Genomic DNA, 15570 nt, shown 5'->3' on the forward strand with positions numbered 1-15570 from the left:
GGTCGTCCTAGTCAAGGACTATGCTGGGCGACGTGTCCGACACCACCACCCGCGAGCGGATGATCTCGACCGCGATGGAGCTCTTCCGCCGAGAGGGTTACCAGGCGACCTCGTGGCGGCGGCTCGTCGAGCAGGCGGGGACGCCGTGGGGGTCGGCGTACCACCACTTCCCCGGCGGCAAGGAGCAACTGGCGGTCGCCGCGATCGAACTCGGCACCGCCGTCGTGTCCAAGACGGTGCGCCGCGCCTTCGAGCGCAACGAGACCGTCGAGGACGCCGTGAGCTGGTGGTATCGCAAGGCGGCCGAGGCACTGGCCGCCGACGACTACCGGGGCGGCTGCCCGCTCGCCACGATCACGCTGGAGATGGCGCACGCCTCGCCCGCGATCACCAAGGCGTGCCAGGACGCGTTCGCCGCCTGGCACGTGCTGCTGGTGGACCTGCTCGGCGGCCACGATGTCGAGGACGCCGACGATCTCGCGGCGGCCATCGTGAACAACCTCGAAGGCGCCCTGCTGGTCAGCCGGATCCGCCGGTCACCCGATCCGCTGGAGCGGGCAGCGCGGCACGTCGCACTCGTGGTCCGCGCGGCTTAACATCGCGGAGGTGAGCATCGAGCCGGACCGCGTGGACGCCGCCGTCGCGGGCATGGGCGACCGCGAGGCGATCACCGAATGGGCACAACGGTTCTCGCTCGTCGCGGATCCGTCGCGGCTCGCGCTGCTGGTCTCCATCCACTACGCGCGGGAGATCAGTGTCACCGATCTCGCCGCCGCCACCGGGATGACCGACACCGCCGTCTCGCAGGCGTTGCGGCTGCTGCGCGCGCACGGCCTGGTGACGGCCCGGCGCGACGGCCGGATCGTCCGCTACAGCCTCGCCGACGCGACCGTCCACGAACTGATCCACCTGGTGCGGCCGCATCCCGGAAGCTGAGCGGGCACCGGCGGGCGCGGGTAGCGTGCGGAGGCATGATCGGTCTGCCCGACACCATCACGGCCTGCCTCTTCGACCTCGACGGCGTGCTGACCGGCACCGCGGCCCAGCACCGCGAAGCGTGGAAACGCACGTTCGACGAGTTCCTGCGCGCCCGCGACGGTGACACCTTCTCCCCGTTCACCGACACCGACTACGCCGCCTACGTCGACGGAAGGCCGAGGGCCGACGGCGTCCGCACCTTCCTCACCTCGCGCGGGATCGAACTGCCCGAGGGAAAACCGGACGACGGGATCGACGCCGCCACCGTCAACGGCGTCGGGAACCGCAAGAACCAGCTGGTCCTGAAGATCATCGACGAAGAGGGCGTCACCCCGTACCCGGGTTCCGTGCGCTACCTGGAAGCGGCGAAAGCGGCGGGCCTGCGCATCGGCGTCGTCACCTCGTCGGCCAACGGCGCGAAGGTGCTCGACGCCGCCGACCTGACCAAGTTCGTCGAAGCGCGGATCGACGGGATCGTGCTCGCCGAAAAGGGACTGCGCGGCAAACCCGCCCCCGACTCGTTCCTCGCCGGCGCCGAGGCGTTCGGCGTCGCCCCCGAGAACGCGGCGGTCTTCGAGGACGCGCTCGCGGGCGTGCAGGCGGGCAAGGACGGCGGTTTCGGTTACGTGGTCGGGGTGAACCGCGCGCATCAGGCCGGGGAACTGCTCGAACACGGCGCCGACGTCGTGGTGGACGACCTCGCCGAACTCCTGGAGGATCGCAAGTGACCGAATCGCGTCTCCACGGCTACGAGGTCTCGCCCTGGGAACTGCGCTGGCACGGCATGGACGTCGATGCCCTGCAGCGCACCGAATCGGCCTTCGCGTTGTCCAACGGGCACATCGGGCTGCGCGGCACCCTGGAAGAGGCCGAACCCCGCGGCCTGCCGGGCACCTACCTGAACGGTTTCTACGAACAGCACGACCTTCCCTACGCGGAAACCGGTTACGGCTACCCGGAAGAAGGACAGACCGTCGTCAACGTGACCGACGGCAAGATCATCCGGCTGCTGGTCGAGGACGAACCGCTCGACATGCGGTACGGCCAGGCGACCGAGCACGACCGCGTCCTCGACTTCCGCAAGGGCACGCTCACGCGCGAGACCGTGTGGTCCTCGCCGACCGGGCGCCGGGTCCGGGTGCGGACCGAACGCCTGGTCTCGTTCACCCAGCGGGCCGTCGCCGCGATCCGGTACGAGGTCCAGCCGCTCGACGACGAGCTGCAACTGGTGGTGCAGTCGGATCTGCTCGCCAACGAGCCGATCGAATCCGACACCCGCGATCCCCGGGTCGCGGCCGCTTTGGAGTCGCCGCTGGTCGCGGAGTACCAGCACGCCGAGGCCTATCACGCCGTGCTGGTGCACCAGACCCGCCGGTCCGGGCTGCGGATGGCGGCGGCGATGGACCACAAGATCGATGTCAACGACGGGGTCCGCACGCACGTCGAGGCCGAAGAAGATCTGGCGCGGCTCACCATCGCCGTCGACGTGCCCAAGGGCGGACGGCTGCGGATCACCAAATTCATCGCCTACGGCTGGTCCGCGCAGCGTTCGGTGCCCGCGGTCCGCGCCCAGGTGGAGGCCGCGCTGGCGGGCGCGCGGCAGACCGGCTGGAAGGGTTTGCTCGCCGAGCAGAAGGAGTTCCTCGACGACTTCTGGGAGACCTCGGACATCGAAATCGACGGCGACCCGGAACTCCAGCAGGCGGTGCGGTTCTCGCTCTTCCATCTCCTGCAGGCCGGCGCCCGCGGTGAGGCGAGAGCCTTGGCGGGCAAGGGGTTGACCGGCCCCGGCTACGACGGGCACGCGTTCTGGGACACCGAAACCTTCGTCCTTCCCGTGCTCACCTACAGCATGCCGGACGCCGCCCGCGACGCCCTGCGCTGGCGTCACTCCACTTTGGACAAAGCGAGGGAAAGGGCGACGCAGCTGGGTTTGCGCGGCGCGGCGTTCCCCTGGCGGTCCATCAACGGCGCGGAATGCTCGGCGTACTGGCCCGCGGGCACGGCGGCGTTCCACGTCAGCGCGGACATCTCGGACGCCGTCGTCCGCTACCTCAACGCCACCGGCGACAGCGAGTTCCTGCGGACCTGCGGCGCGGAACTGCTCCTCGAAACCGCGCGGATGTGGTTGTCGCTGGGCCATTTCGACCGCCAGGGCCGGTTCCGGATCGACGGCGTCACCGGACCGGACGAGTACTCCGCGGTGGCGGACAACAACGTCTACACGAACCTGATGGCCCGCCGGAACCTCTTCTACGCCGCCGAAATCTGCGGTCAGCACGAAGACATCGCGACCGCGTTCGACGTCAGCGCGGAAGAGGTCGAGTCGTGGCGCGAGGCGGCCGAGTCGATGCTGGTGCCCTACGACGAGGACCTCGGCGTCCACCCGCAGTCCGAAGGGTTCCTCGAACACGACGAGTGGGATTTCGAGGCCACGGACGCGGACTTCTACCCGCTGCTGCTGAACTTCCCGTACTTCGACCTGTACCGCAAACAGGTGGTCAAGCAGGCGGATCTGGTGCTCGCGCTGCACCTGTGCGGCGATTCCTTCACCCCGGAGGAGAAAGCGCGCGACTTCGCCTACTACGAAGCGCGGACGGTGCGGGATTCGTCGCTGTCGGCGGGAACGCAGGCCGTGGTGGCGGCCGAGGTCGGGCATCTCGAACTGGCCTACGACTACCTCGCCGAGGCCGCGCTCACCGACCTGCACGACGTGCACAACAACGTCCGCAACGGCCTGCACCTCGCCTCGCTGGCCGGCGCGTGGCAAGGCACCGTCGCCGGGTTCGGCGGCCTGCGTGACCACGGCGGACGGCTGACCTTCGCGCCGCGGCTGCCGCCGCAGCTACGGCGGATCGCGTTCCGGCTGACCTTCCGCGGCACGCGGTTCCAGGTCGAGATCGACGGCGAGGGCGCGACGTATCACGTGATCACCGGGGAGCCGCTGGAACTCGCGCACCACGGCGAAACCTTCACCGTGAACTCCGAGCCGGTGCGGCTGCCGATCCCGGCGCTCGATCCGGGTCCGGCGCCGGTGCAGCCCGCGGGCCGGGCCCCGGTGCGGCGGCGCCCCAAGGACGCGTGAGCGGCCCCGCGGCGTGCTATGAAAGGCCCGTTACTTGCAAATTTTGCAAGTAACGGGCCTTTCATAGCACGCGCGGACGCTCAATCCGGAGGTTCGACCGGGACTTCGCCGCTGCCCGGCACGCCGTCGACCTCCTCGGTGCCGTGCGGGCCGATGTCGCGGTTGGGCGCGCTCGGCACGTCGGTCTTCGGCTGGGTCTTCCGGAGGTCCTCGAGGTCTTCTTCGTCGTCCTGCCCGAAGCTCTTCTTGCTTTCCCTCATGTGTCCGGGGTACCCGTTCGCGAGCGGATACGCCAGCTTTCGAGTGGATTGGTCAGGCGGCTTTCGCCGGTTTTCCCTCCAGCGTGACCAGTCCGTCGAGCATGCCGAGCAGCAGACCGTCCCTGGTGGACCACGGGCAGATGGCGACCTGACCACCGGAAAGCGTCAGCAGCGCCTCGGCGACGATCGCGCCCGCGAGCGCCTGGTGGGAGCGCTGGCGCGAGATGCCGGGCAGTTCGGCGCGGCGTTTCGCGGGCAGCTTCGCCAGCCGCGGGATCCACGCGCGGAGGTCGTCGAGGTGCAGTTCCCGTGCGCGGGACGGCCGGTCGCCGGCGAGCCGGGCGAGTTGCCGCAGCACCTTGGAGCAGCCGACGGCGCGGTGGTCGCGGATCTGCGGCAGGACGTCCTGCATCGCGTCGCGGACCTCGTCGAGGACGTGTTCCCGCATCGCCCGGACGACCTTGGGCGACGGGCATTCGGTGGCGAACCAGTCCCGCGTCAGCGAGCGGGCGCCGAGCGGCAGCGAGTGCGCGAACTCGGCTTCCTCCGCCTCCCCCGCGGCGAGTTCGACGGTCCCGCCGCCGATGTCGAGCACCAGCAGCCCGCCCGCCGAGGCGCCGTACCACCGGCGCGCGCCGACGTAGGCCAGTTCGGCCTCGCGGCGGCCGGTCAGGAACCGCAGTTTGACCCCGGTGGCCTTCGCGACGTCGCAGACGACCTGCTTCACGTTGGCCGCGTCGCGGATCGACGAAGTGGCGAGCGGGTACACGTCTTCGACGCCGTGCTTGGCGGCCATGGTCATGCCCGCCTCGACCGCCGAAGCGACCGCGTCGATGCCACGCCGGGTCAAGTTCCCGTCGTCATCGAGTTCCCTGTCGAGCCGCAGGCGCGTCTGGTGGCTCAGCACGGGGTCGAGCGGCGAACCGCCCTTGGCCAGAACCACCAGCCGTGCACTGAACGACCCGACGTCCAGGACCGCGGCGGACGGCTCCCCGATCTGCTTGCGCACGCGAGGCACCTCACCTTCGTCGCGAACGGATTCCCCCGAGGTCTCGCTTCCACTCCTGATAATGGCGGATTTTCCGGCCGTTCAGGCGTGGTTTACGTTCTCTTTCCACCGGGAGGCCGCTTTTTGACCACGATGGGGGTACACCGGCGCAGGTCAAGTATACCGTATCGATACAGGTGAGAGGTTCGACTCCTTCGCGCGGCTAACCAATCAGTTCGCGAAGCTTCGAAACCTGGGCGACGCGGGCCTCGCGGCCGGGCAGCAGCGGGTTGACCACCAGCGTGGTCGCGCCCGCCTCGCGGAAGGCGGCCAGCCGCTCCTTGACGTAGCCCTCGGGCCCGATCAGCGAGATCGCCCTGATCAGTTCCGTCGGCACGGCCGCGGCGGCTTCCTCCTTCTTGCCGTCCAGGTAGAGGTCCTGGATGAGCTTGGCTTCGGCTTCATAGCCGTAGCGCTGCGCGAGGCTGTTGTAGAAGTTCTTGCCCCGCGCGCCCATTCCGCCGATGTACAGCGCCAGCATGCCTCGCAGGTGGTCCAGCAGCCCTTCGACGTCGTCGCCGATCGCCAGCGCGGTGCCGACGAAGGTGTCCAGCTCACCCAGCGACGGGTCGCGCTTCGCCTTGCCCTCCGCGAGCGACGCGCCCCAGACGTCGGCGGCCTTCTCGGGGTGGAAGAAGATCGGCTCCCAGCCCTCGGCGAGTTCGGCGGTGAGCGCGACGTTCTTCGGGCCGATCGAGGCCAGCAGGATCGGGATCCGCGAACGCACCGGGTGGTTGATCAGCTTCAGCGGCTTGCCGAGGCCCGTGCCCTGCTCCGGCGGCAGCGGGATGTTGTAGTGCGTGCCGGAGTGCACGACCTTCTCCCGCCGCCACACCTGACGGCAGATGTCGATGATCTCGCGGGTCCTGCCGAGCGGCGCGTCGTACTTCACGCCGTGGAAACCCTCGATGACCTGCGGACCGGACGCGCCGATGCCGAGGGTGAACCGGCCGTCGGAGACGAAGTCGAGTCCGGCGGCGGTCATCGCGGTCAGCGTCGGCGTCCGCGTGTAGATCTGGAAGATGCCGGAGGCGATCTGGACCCGCTCGGTCTTCGCCGCGACGTAGCCGAGCTGGCTGACCGCGTCGAACGAGTAGGCCTCGGGGACGAAGACGATGTCCAGCCCGGCCTTCTCCAGCTCGACGATGTCCGCCACGCTCTCGGCGAAGCCACCGGCGTAGCTGATCGCGGTTCCGATCCTCATCCGTATCTCCTCACAAGTTACTGAGCGTTCGCTTAGCGATAGTATGCCCGGTGCAGGGTCGCCGCGAACTCCAGAACGATGCCACCATCTTCGTGCATTCGCCGGGCTCCCTCCAGGAACCGGCGGCGGAACTCCGCACCGCGCTCGGACGGCAGCGCCGAGATCATCTCGGCCAGCCCTCGCGGCATCATCCAGTCCAACAGGTCGTCCGGACCGGCCAGCGGTTTGGGCAGCTCGACGGTTTCCCTCGTCAGGTCTTCGAACCCGGCCTCGACGAGCAGCGCGTCGAGCTGGTCGAACGTCATGGGGCCGGATTGCGCGGCCTTCGGCTCGGCGGCGCCGCCGGGAGCGAAGAACTCCAGGCTCAGATCCTGGAACCACGCCAGGCGGCCGACGGACTGCCGTTCCAACGACAGCGCGACGGTGCCGCCCGGCGTCAGCACCCGCCGGAATTCGGTGAGCGCGGCGAGCGGCTCGTCGAGGACCTGCATCACGAAACCGGCGGTGACCAGGTCGAACGCCCCGTCCGCGAACCCCGTCCGGTAGAGGTCCCCCTCGCTCGCGGAGATCTCCGGGTGGTCCTCGGCCAGCCGTCGCATCATCAACGGTGACGCGTCGATCGCGGTGACGGCGCAGCCCTTGGCCAGCGCCGCCCGCGCGACCGCCCCGCGCCCGGCCCCGACGTCGAGCAGCCGGGTGCCGGGCGCGGGATCCGCGAAAGCGACGAGGTCCCTCCCCACGTCGGCGACGTAGAAGAAGATGTCCTCGTAGCGGTCCACGAGCTGGTCGTACTTGGCCTTCGCCTGGGCTGCGGTCACCATCGGGCGAGGGTATTTACGCTTCCCAGCGCCGAGATACCGCTATTTGTGTGCGGCCACCCACTCCTTCACCACGTTGTCCAGTACCCGCAGCGGCAGGATCCCGTTGCTCAGCACGACCTCGTGGAAGCCCTTGATGTCGAACCGGTCCCCGAGCGCGGTCTCGGCCTCGGCCCGGATCCGCTCGATCTCCAGCCGTCCCACCATGTACGACAGCGCCTGCCCCGGATACGCGGCGTACCGGTCGATCTCGGCCTCGATCTCCACGCGCGCCATCGGCGTGTTCTCGACCAGGTAGTCTACCGCCCGCTGACGGCTCCAGCCGAGCGCGTGCATCCCGGTGTCGACGACCAGGCGGCCGGCCCGCATCGAGTCCTGCGTGAGCATGCCGAACCGGGTCAGCTCGCTGGAGTACAGGCCCATTTCGTCGGCGAGCCGCTCCGAGTAGAGACCCCAGCCTTCGACGTAGGCGTTGACGTCGGCGTGGCTCCGCAGCATCGGCAGCCCCTTGAGGTGATGCGCGATGCAGATCTGGAAATGGTGCCCCGGAACGGCTTCGTGGAACGCGATCGCCTCGCTGGTGTGCTTGGGCCGCTGATCCGCTTCGTGGGTGTTCGCGTAGTACGTGCCCGGACGGGAGCCGTCGAGCGCGGCCTCCAGGTAGTACGCGAGCGTGCCGCCCGGCGCCTCCGCGGGCGGCACCGGCTCCACCTGGCACTTTTCCTCGGGAATGGTCGAGAACCACTGGGGGGCGACGGCTTCGGCACGGGCGATGGCGTCACGCGCGGCGTCGAGCAGTTCGTCGCCGTCGCGCCAGCGCAGGGCCGGGTCGGTACGTAGCCGCTCGAAGATCTCGCCGAGATCCTGGGTGTCGAAGATCTTCTCGCCCAGCTCGCGATACTGGCCGGCCAGTTTCGCGATCATGTCGAGACCGGTGTCGTGCAGGTCCTGCGCGGTACGTTCGGTGGAGGTGTGCGCCCGGATCAGCGCGGCGTACTTCTCCTGCCCGCCCGGCAGCGCGCACAGTCCGGGCTCTTCCTCGGGCTTCGCGAGGGGACGCAGTTCGCCGTCGAGGAAGTCGCGGTACCGCCGGTACGCGGGCCGGACCACCTCGGCGAGCAACCGGTCGCGCTCGGTTTCGTAGCCCTCCACGGAAACGGACGCGGTGAGTGCCAGCGGGTCGCCCGCCTCGTCACCGAGATACCGCTCCACGTAAGCGACACCGCTCTCGACGAGGAAGCCGGGCGGCACCAGTCCTTCGGCCGCCGCCGCGCGCTGGCGCACGATCAACGTGTCCAAATAGGACCCGAGTCCTTCCAGCCGTTCGAGATAACCCCGGACCCGTTCCTCGTCGGTCAGCGCCAGCATCGCGAGTTCGTTGAGGACCGACAACGCGGGCGAGGCCAGCCCGTCGCTGACCGAGATGTCCGCGGAGCGGGAGTCGGCGAGGTCGATCATCGCCTTCGCCTGCTGGATCACGACCTCGCGGGTGACCGCCTCGGTCGCGGAAAGTCCTTCGACGGCGAGGGCTTCGGCCCGCTCGGCGATGGCGGCCGCCGACGCGCGCTGGACCGCCACGGCCTCGGCGCTCGGGTCGGGCAGTGAGCCGTCGTGACCGGGCAGTCCGAGCAGGGACCGCCACAGCGGGTACTCCTCGAACTTGAGCTCCATCAGCTCGCCGGCGAGGCTGTTCGGGGTGTCGCCGTGACCGGCGACCCAGTCGCGGACCACGCCGTCCAGCACCGAAAGCGGCAGTGAGCCACCACCGAGCACGACGTCGTGGAAGGCCTTGATGTCGAACCGGCCGCCCAGCGTCAGCTCGGCTTCCTCGCGGATGCGCTGGATCTCCAGCCGCCCCACCATGTACGACAGCGCCTGACCGGGGAAGGCGATGTAACGGTCCACTTCGGACTCGATCTCGACCAGCGCCATCGGCGTGTTCTCGGTGAGGAAGTCGATGGCCTGGCGGCGGCTCCAGCCCAGCGCGTGCAGGCCGGTGTCGACGACCAGGCGCCCGGCGCGCATCGAATCCATGGTCAGCATGCCGAGCTTCGCGACGTCGTCGGAGTACAGGCCCATCTCGTCGGCGAGGCGCTCGGTGTAGAGGCCCCAGCCCTCGGCGTACGCGTTGAAGTCTCCGATGCGGCGCAGCAACGGGAGTTCGGAGAGTCCCTGCGCGAGACTCAGCTGGAAGTGGTGCCCGGGGATGGCCTCGTGGAACGCCGTCGCCTCGGCCGCGTGCCGGAACCGTTCCTCGGCCTTGTGGGTGTTGGCGAAGTAGATGCCCGGCCGGGAGCCGTCGATCGCGGGCCACATGTAGTACGCGGCGGGCGCGCCGGGCGCCGATTCGGCGGGGACCGCCTCGACCTTCCACGGCTGCGGCGGAATCCGGCCGAACCACTTCGGCGCCTCGGCCTCGGCCCTGGTGATGGCCGCACGGGCGGAATCGAGCATCTCGTCGGCGTTGGACCAGCGCAGCGCCGGGTCGGTGCGGAGCTTGCTGAAGATCTCCGCGAGGTCGGTGGTGCCGAAGACGCTGGAGCCGTACTCGCGGTACTCGGCGGCGAGGTTCGCGATCACGTCGAGCCCGGTCTGGTGCAGCTCACGCGGGGTGCGGACGGTCGTGGTGTGCATTTCGGCGAGCAGGGCGTAGATGCGCTCGCCGTCGGGCAGCCAGCAGACGCCGGGTTTGTCCTCGGGGCGGCCGTGCGGCGCGATCTCCTTCGCGAGCACCTCGCGGTACTCCGCGATCGCGGGCCGGACGACGTCGCGCAGCAGGTCGGCGCGCCGGGTCTCGAAGTCGTCGTCGGGCGCGGGCTGGCGCAGCAGCGGGTCGGCCGACGGGTCGGCGAGGTGCCGGTCCAGGTACTCGACGGTGGAATCGACGAGGTACGCGACCGGGACCAGGCCGCGGGCGACGCCGTCGCGATGCCGCTGGGCGGCCTGCCGGAGGAATTCGGGGATCGCGGCGATCCGCCCGAGGTGGGCCTCCGCCTGCGCGCCCGTGCCGACCGACATCATCGGCAGCACGGTCAGCACCTCGGCGGCGGGCGAGATGAACAGGTCGCTGATGGTGAACTCGACGAACCGCGAGTCCAGCAGCGCGATCTTCGCCCGCGCCGACGCGATCAGGACGTCCCGGGTGGTCTTCTCCTCCGCGCTCAAGCCGTCGGTGCCGAGCGCTTCGGCCCGCTCGGCGAGGCCGGCGAGCTTCGCGCGGAAGGCGTCTCCCGCGGCCTCGCTGAGATCGGTGAGCCCGGTCGATTCCGGACGGAAGCCCTGCAAAGCGGGCGTGACCGGCTCGGCGTCGAAGAGGACTTCGACGAACTCGTCGGCGAGGGCGGAGACTTCGCTCATGTTTCTTCCCCAGGGATCGGTGGAGGCGGTATCCCCGACCCTAATGGAGACCACGACCTACCGAAGCCGGGTTTTGCGGCACGCGGGCGGGCACTCCCGCGGCGCCGGGGGCGAGGCGGTAGCGTTCCCGGACGTGGCCGTGACCGATCCCGTGGATATCCGTCTGCTCGCCGCCCTCGCGGACCTGGGCAAGGCGGCCGTACACGAACTCGCGGCCAAGGTGGGGATGGATCCGCGCGAGGTCGCGTACCGGCTCGTCGCCCTCTCCGGCAGCGGGTTGCCGTTGCTCGTCGGCGTGGAAAGCGACCCGAACGGGCTACGCGCCGCCATCGCGAGCTCGCCGCCTTCCTGGGCACAGCAGCAACCCCAGCAGCGTCCGCCCGCGCAGGGATCCGGACCGCACAACGTCCAGGGCACCCCCTCTGGTCCGTACAACGTCCAGGGGACTCCGTCGGGGCCGTACAACGTGCACGGAACGCCGTCGGGCCGCTACCCCGGCCCGCCGTCGGCTCCGGTCCGCCAGCCGATGGCACCACCGCAGCCGCAGCAGCGCCCGCCCGCCTCTCAGCAGCAGTTCGCCGCTCCCCCGATGGCGCCCGCCGACCCGGTGATGAGCACCTGGGGCGTCCCCCAGACGGCGTCGTGGGCCCGCGGCGACGAGCAGCAGCCCGCGCCGCGGCAGGTCCCGGAGGGCAAGAAGGGCAAGACCGGCGACGTCATGGAGACCCAGGGCCTGGAGGGCGAGCAGCTCACCGTCCAACTGCTCGAGGTCCAGGACCCGGCGGACTACCTGTTCAGCGCGGCGGGTTACTCCCTGGAAGCCGGGGAACGGTCGGTCGTGGTGCACACCGAGATCACCAACCGCGGGAACATCCCGTTCGTCTCGCTGCCGGACAACTACCTCGAACTGCTCAGCGCGGACGGCAAGCCGATCACGAAGGCGCCGGTGTCCCTGACCTCGCGGCCGCCGCACAAGATCGGCGTCCGGCCCGGCGAGACCCTCGGCGGCCACACCGTGTACGTACTGCCGGACGCCACCCGTGTGGTCGCCGTGCGCTGGTCACCGAGGCCGGAGCCCGACGAGCGCACGCTGACCTGGTCGATCGACGACTAGCCCCGGCTAGTTCTCGTCCTGCAGGATCCGCAGCGCGTTGGCCAGGTCGTCCGGGTACTCCGACTCGAACTCGACCCAGCGCCCGTCGGACGGGTGAGCGAAGCCGAGCGTCTTCGCGTGCAGCCACTGCCGGGAAAGCCCGAGTTTGCGCGCGAGCACCGGGTCGGCGCCGTAGGTCAGGTCGCCGACGCACGGGTGCTTGAGGGCCGAGAAGTGCACGCGGATCTGGTGCGTGCGGCCGGTCTCCAGCTTGATCTGGGCCAGCGACGCGGCACGGAAGGCCTCGACGACCTCGTAGTGCGTGACGCTGGGCCGTCCGCCCTGGACGACGGCGAACTTGTAGTCGTGCCGGGGGTGCCGGTCGATCGGCGCGTCGATGGTGCCGCGCGTCGGATCCGGGTGGCCCTGGACGATGGCGTGGTAGCCCTTGTCGACGGTGCGTTCCTTGAACGCCCGCTTGAGCACGGTGTACGCGTGCTCGCTCTTGGCCACGACCATCACGCCGGTGGTACCCGCGTCCAGCCGGTGCACGACACCCTGGCGTTCGGCCGCGCCCGACGTCGCGATCCGCAGCCCGGCGGCGGCGAGACCGGCGACGACGGTCGGCCCGTTCCAGCCGGGGCTCGGGTGCACGGCGACACCGACCGGCTTCGAGATCACCACGATGTCGTCGTCGTCGTGCAGGATCTTCATCCCGTCGACGTGTTCCGCGACGACCTCGATGGGCGAGGCCGGATCGGGCAGCGTCACCTCGAGCAGCCCGCCCGCGGCCAGCCTGTCCGACTTCCCGGCGGGCCTGCCGTCGAGCAGGATCTCGCCGGATTCGGCGAGTTCCGCCACGACCGTGCGGGAAAGTCCCAGTAGTTTCGCCAGCCCCGCGTCGACGCGCATGCCGTCGAGCCCGTCGGGAACGGGCAACATCCGCGCGCTCATGCGCTCGCCGCCTTCTTCTTGTCCTTTGTAGACGATCCGTCGTAGTCCTTGCCCAGCAAGGAAAGGATCACGATGAGCACCCCGCCGACGCAGATCGCGGAGTCGGCGACGTTGAAGATCGCCCAGCCCTGCCCGTTCGGCGCGAACGCGGAGATCATGTCGACGACGTGTCCTTGCAGCGGGCCGGGGGCCCGGAAGATCCGGTCGGTCAGGTTGCCGAGCGCGCCCGCCAGCACCAGCCCGAGGCCGATCGCCCAGCCGACCGAGCGCAGCCGCCGGGCCAGCCAGACGATGGCGACCACGACCGCCACCGCGACCAGCGCGAGCACCCAGGTCAGCCCGGTCGCCATCGAGAAGGCCGCACCGGGGTTGCGCACCAGCTGGAAATACACCAGCCCGCCGAGGAACTCGACCGGCTGCTTGCCCTCCAGCGTGGACACCGCGATCTGCTTGGTGAGGAGGTCGATCCCCCACAGCACCGCGGCGACGGCGAACACCACGGCGACGCGCTTCTTGGGCAGCGGCGGCGCCGGTGGCGCGGTTTCGGGCTCTGTACTCACGCCCCCATTGTCCACGGAGCGTGCTCAGGTCTCCTCGGCGGCTGTCTTCGGCCTGCTCAGCAGGGCCGCGAACGCCCCGGCGAGCGCGACCAGCGACGACAGCACCAGCGCGAGCTGTCCCTGGGCGAGCACGACGGCGCAGAGCACGAACGCGGCGGCCACGACCAGCACCAGCACGCTGCGGTCCAGCCAGGCGAGCAGGACCAGGCCCAGCGTCACCAGGATCGCGCTCCGCGCGTCGCCGTCCATGTCGAGTTCCCAGTAGCCGACCAGATCCGCCAGCGCGATGGCGACCAGCCCGCCGAGAGCGATCGCGAGGACCTTCCACCACGGCAGGCGCTTCGACCGGAAGGCATAGAAGAGCACGGTGCCGAGGTAAACCGCGAAGACGGCGAACAGCCAGTCGTCCATCCTGCTCATGCCGATGACCGAAACGGCGGACACGGCTTCACGGCTCATCTCCACGCTGTGGACGGATCCCAACAGGCCACCGTTCCCGTAGGCCGTGTAGTCGACCGGGCCCGTGCCGACGGACAAGGCCACCACCGTCAGCTGGGCGAAACCCAGCAACGCCAGCGGAAACCAGTAACGCGGTCGCTCGCTCCCCATGCGAGGGGAGAGTAGTGGGTCAGGCGCAGAACGGGGGAAGCTCCCGCGGGTCGTTCTCCGGCACCCAGCGGCCTTCCGGCTTCTCGTACTGCCAGCGGGCGCCGCGGGCGACGATCTGGCGCAGCGCCAGGACGAGCCGGTCCACGTGCTCGGCGGTGCTGCCGAGACCGAGGCTGACCCGGACGGCCTGCTGGCCGGTCGAACCGGCGGCGGAGATGAGCCGTTTGGTCGCGATGTGCGCGCAGAACGCGCCGTCCCGCACGCCGATGCCGTACTCCGCGGACAAAACAGCGGCGAGCCAGCCCGGGTCGAAGCCGTCGATGACGAAGCTCAGGGTGCCGACGCGGTCGACGGGCGCGTCGAACAGCCGCAGCTCGGCGAAACCGGGGACACCGGCGAGACCACGGCGCAGCCGTGCCAGCAGTTCGTCCTCGTGGGCGACGATCGCGTCCCAGTTCCCGGCCAGCGTCTCGCAGGCGACACCGAGCGCGTAGACGCCGACGGTGTTGGGAGAACCGGCTTCGTGCCGCTCGGCGCCGGCGTTCCAGACCACGCCGAAGTCTTCGGAGTCGCGGGTGACGAGCTTCGTCGCGCCGCCACCGGCGAGGTACGGCTGGGCGGCGCGCAGCCAGTCGGCGCGGCCGATCAGCGCACCGGCGCCGAAAGGCGCGTACAGCTTGTGCCCCGAAATCGCGATGTAGTCGACGTCCAGTTTGCGCAGGGAGATCTTGCGGTGCGGCGCGAGTTGCGCGGCGTCGAGCGCGATCCGGGCGCCGTGCCGCCGCGCGACGGCGGAGATCTCCTTGACCGGCAACAGTTCCCCGGTCACGTTGGACGCGCCGGTGATGACGACCAGCCGCGGGCCCTGAGGGCAGTCCGCGAGCGCTTCGTCCACAGCGGACACCGCGGCGAGGCGGGTGCGCGGGGTCTGGATCCGGCGGACGTTCGGGCCCTTCCACGGCAGCAGCGCGGCGTGGTGCTCGGTGTCGAACACGACGACCGACGTGTGCTTCGGCAGGCTGCGGGCGAGAAGGTTGAAGGAATCGGTGGTGTTGCGGGTGAACACGACGGTGTCGGTCGACCGCGCGTCGACGAAGTCCCGCAGGATTCCGCGCGTCCGCTCGTAAAGCTTGGTGGAGACCTGCGAAGCGAACCCGGCGCCGCGGTGGACGCTGGCGTACCAGGGAAGGAACTCGTCGACGGCGTCGCGCACCTTGTCCAGGCAGGGAGCGCTCGCCGCGTGGTCGAGGTTGGCGTACCCGATGTCGCCACCGGTGACCAGCGGGACCCGCAGATCGGCACACGCCACGGCCGGGATTTCGCGGGTGGCAACGGTTTCCGCGACAGCGGTGGAGATGTCGGCGGGGGTGCTGGTGCGTTCGAGAGCGAGAGTCATCGTCATCCTCCGGGCCTGGGGACCCGACGAGGATCCCGCGCTTGCCCGCCGCACCACGCGACGAGCCAGGTCCTCACCCGGGGCACCCCACCGCGGAAGGAGGGTTGCCGGTCAGCTAGCCGGGGCTTGACGCTGACACTCGTGACCTACGAACGAAGTTAGCGGATGCACCCGCGATCGAGCCACCCCTCGTCCGGATGTTGAGACG

General features: G+C 69.9%; 14 protein-coding genes and 1 riboswitch. Of the genes, 5 read left to right on the forward strand and 9 right to left on the reverse strand.

Annotated elements, in window-relative coordinates; genetic code table 11:
• Nucleotides 1-32 precede the first annotated feature (32 nt).
• From ACLJPX_RS10335 to ACLJPX_RS10350, 4 genes are read left to right on the forward strand one after another with little or no spacing between them, the layout of a single operon-like run.
• Nucleotides 33-596 (forward strand): TetR/AcrR family transcriptional regulator, encoded by a 564-nt coding sequence (locus ACLJPX_RS10335; RefSeq protein ID WP_410599872.1) that lies wholly within the window; start codon nucleotides 33-35, stop codon nucleotides 594-596.
• A 52-nt stretch (nucleotides 597-648) separates the two neighbouring features.
• Nucleotides 649-936 (forward strand): ArsR/SmtB family transcription factor, encoded by a 288-nt coding sequence (locus tag ACLJPX_RS10340; protein WP_101613373.1) that lies wholly within the window; start codon nucleotides 649-651, stop codon nucleotides 934-936.
• A 35-nt stretch (nucleotides 937-971) separates the two neighbouring features.
• Nucleotides 972-1706, forward strand: coding sequence for an HAD family hydrolase (locus tag ACLJPX_RS10345; protein ID WP_410599873.1), 735 nt, complete (start codon nucleotides 972-974; stop codon nucleotides 1704-1706).
• A 56-nt stretch (nucleotides 1707-1762) separates the two neighbouring features.
• The gene (locus ACLJPX_RS10350; RefSeq protein ID WP_410600040.1) at nucleotides 1763-4063 is read left to right on the forward strand and encodes a glycoside hydrolase family 65 protein; all 2301 of its coding nucleotides are present in this window, start codon (nucleotides 1763-1765) and stop codon (nucleotides 4061-4063) included.
• Between the two features lie 80 nt (nucleotides 4064-4143).
• Here ACLJPX_RS10350 and ACLJPX_RS10355 read toward each other — a convergent pair whose 3' ends face one another.
• From ACLJPX_RS10355 to ACLJPX_RS10375, 5 genes are all read right to left on the reverse strand, one after another.
• A complete protein-coding gene (locus ACLJPX_RS10355; protein ID WP_101609374.1) occupies nucleotides 4144-4323 on the reverse strand; it encodes a hypothetical protein in 180 nt (59 codons plus the stop codon).
• Between the two features lie 52 nt (nucleotides 4324-4375).
• A complete protein-coding gene (locus tag ACLJPX_RS10360) occupies nucleotides 4376-5332 on the reverse strand; it encodes a Ppx/GppA phosphatase family protein (RefSeq protein WP_410599874.1) in 957 nt (318 codons plus the stop codon).
• A 202-nt stretch (nucleotides 5333-5534) separates the two neighbouring features.
• Complete coding sequence (locus tag ACLJPX_RS10365; protein WP_101609376.1) at nucleotides 5535-6575, reverse strand: LLM class F420-dependent oxidoreductase; 1041 nt, start codon at nucleotides 6573-6575, stop codon at nucleotides 5535-5537.
• Nucleotides 6576-6607: 32 nt separating this feature from the next.
• A complete protein-coding gene (locus tag ACLJPX_RS10370) occupies nucleotides 6608-7396 on the reverse strand; it encodes a class I SAM-dependent methyltransferase (protein ID WP_410599875.1) in 789 nt (262 codons plus the stop codon).
• A gap of 39 nt (nucleotides 7397-7435) precedes the next feature.
• Nucleotides 7436-10750, reverse strand: coding sequence for a DUF885 domain-containing protein (locus ACLJPX_RS10375; protein ID WP_410599876.1), 3315 nt, complete (start codon nucleotides 10748-10750; stop codon nucleotides 7436-7438).
• A 133-nt stretch (nucleotides 10751-10883) separates the two neighbouring features.
• Here ACLJPX_RS10375 and ACLJPX_RS10380 point away from each other — a divergent pair, with 133 nt between their 5' ends.
• On the forward strand, nucleotides 10884-11864 hold the full coding sequence (locus tag ACLJPX_RS10380; RefSeq protein ID WP_410599877.1) for an AsnC family protein: 981 nt from the start codon (nucleotides 10884-10886) through the stop codon (nucleotides 11862-11864).
• A 6-nt stretch (nucleotides 11865-11870) separates the two neighbouring features.
• Here the strand turns inward: ACLJPX_RS10380 and ACLJPX_RS10385 are convergent, their stop codons facing one another.
• Genes ACLJPX_RS10385 through ACLJPX_RS10400 form a run of 4 tightly spaced genes read right to left on the reverse strand, consistent with a single transcriptional unit; the run spans nucleotide 11871 to nucleotide 15362 of the window.
• Entirely contained in the window at nucleotides 11871-12797 is a 927-nt protein-coding gene (locus ACLJPX_RS10385; RefSeq protein WP_101609379.1) for an RluA family pseudouridine synthase, read from the reverse strand.
• Nucleotides 12794-13357: a signal peptidase II gene (lspA, locus tag ACLJPX_RS10390; protein WP_101609380.1), complete on the reverse strand. Its 564-nt coding sequence runs from the start codon at nucleotides 13355-13357 to the stop codon at nucleotides 12794-12796. Before lspA ends, ACLJPX_RS10385 begins: the two co-directional genes overlap by 4 nt.
• 24 nt (nucleotides 13358-13381) lie before the next feature.
• Complete coding sequence (locus ACLJPX_RS10395) at nucleotides 13382-13966, reverse strand: hypothetical protein (RefSeq protein WP_410599878.1); 585 nt, start codon at nucleotides 13964-13966, stop codon at nucleotides 13382-13384.
• 19 nt (nucleotides 13967-13985) lie between these two features.
• Nucleotides 13986-15362, reverse strand: a complete 1377-nt coding sequence (locus tag ACLJPX_RS10400; protein ID WP_410599879.1) for an aminotransferase class V-fold PLP-dependent enzyme — start codon at nucleotides 15360-15362, stop codon at nucleotides 13986-13988.
• A gap of 32 nt (nucleotides 15363-15394) precedes the next feature.
• Nucleotides 15395-15509: riboswitch (SAM riboswitch) on the reverse strand.
• Nucleotides 15510-15570 lie beyond the last annotated feature (61 nt).

Origin of the sequence: Amycolatopsis sp. lyj-90 (assembly GCF_046549035.1) — a bacterium.
Lineage (GTDB): Bacteria > Actinomycetota > Actinomycetes > Mycobacteriales > Pseudonocardiaceae > Amycolatopsis.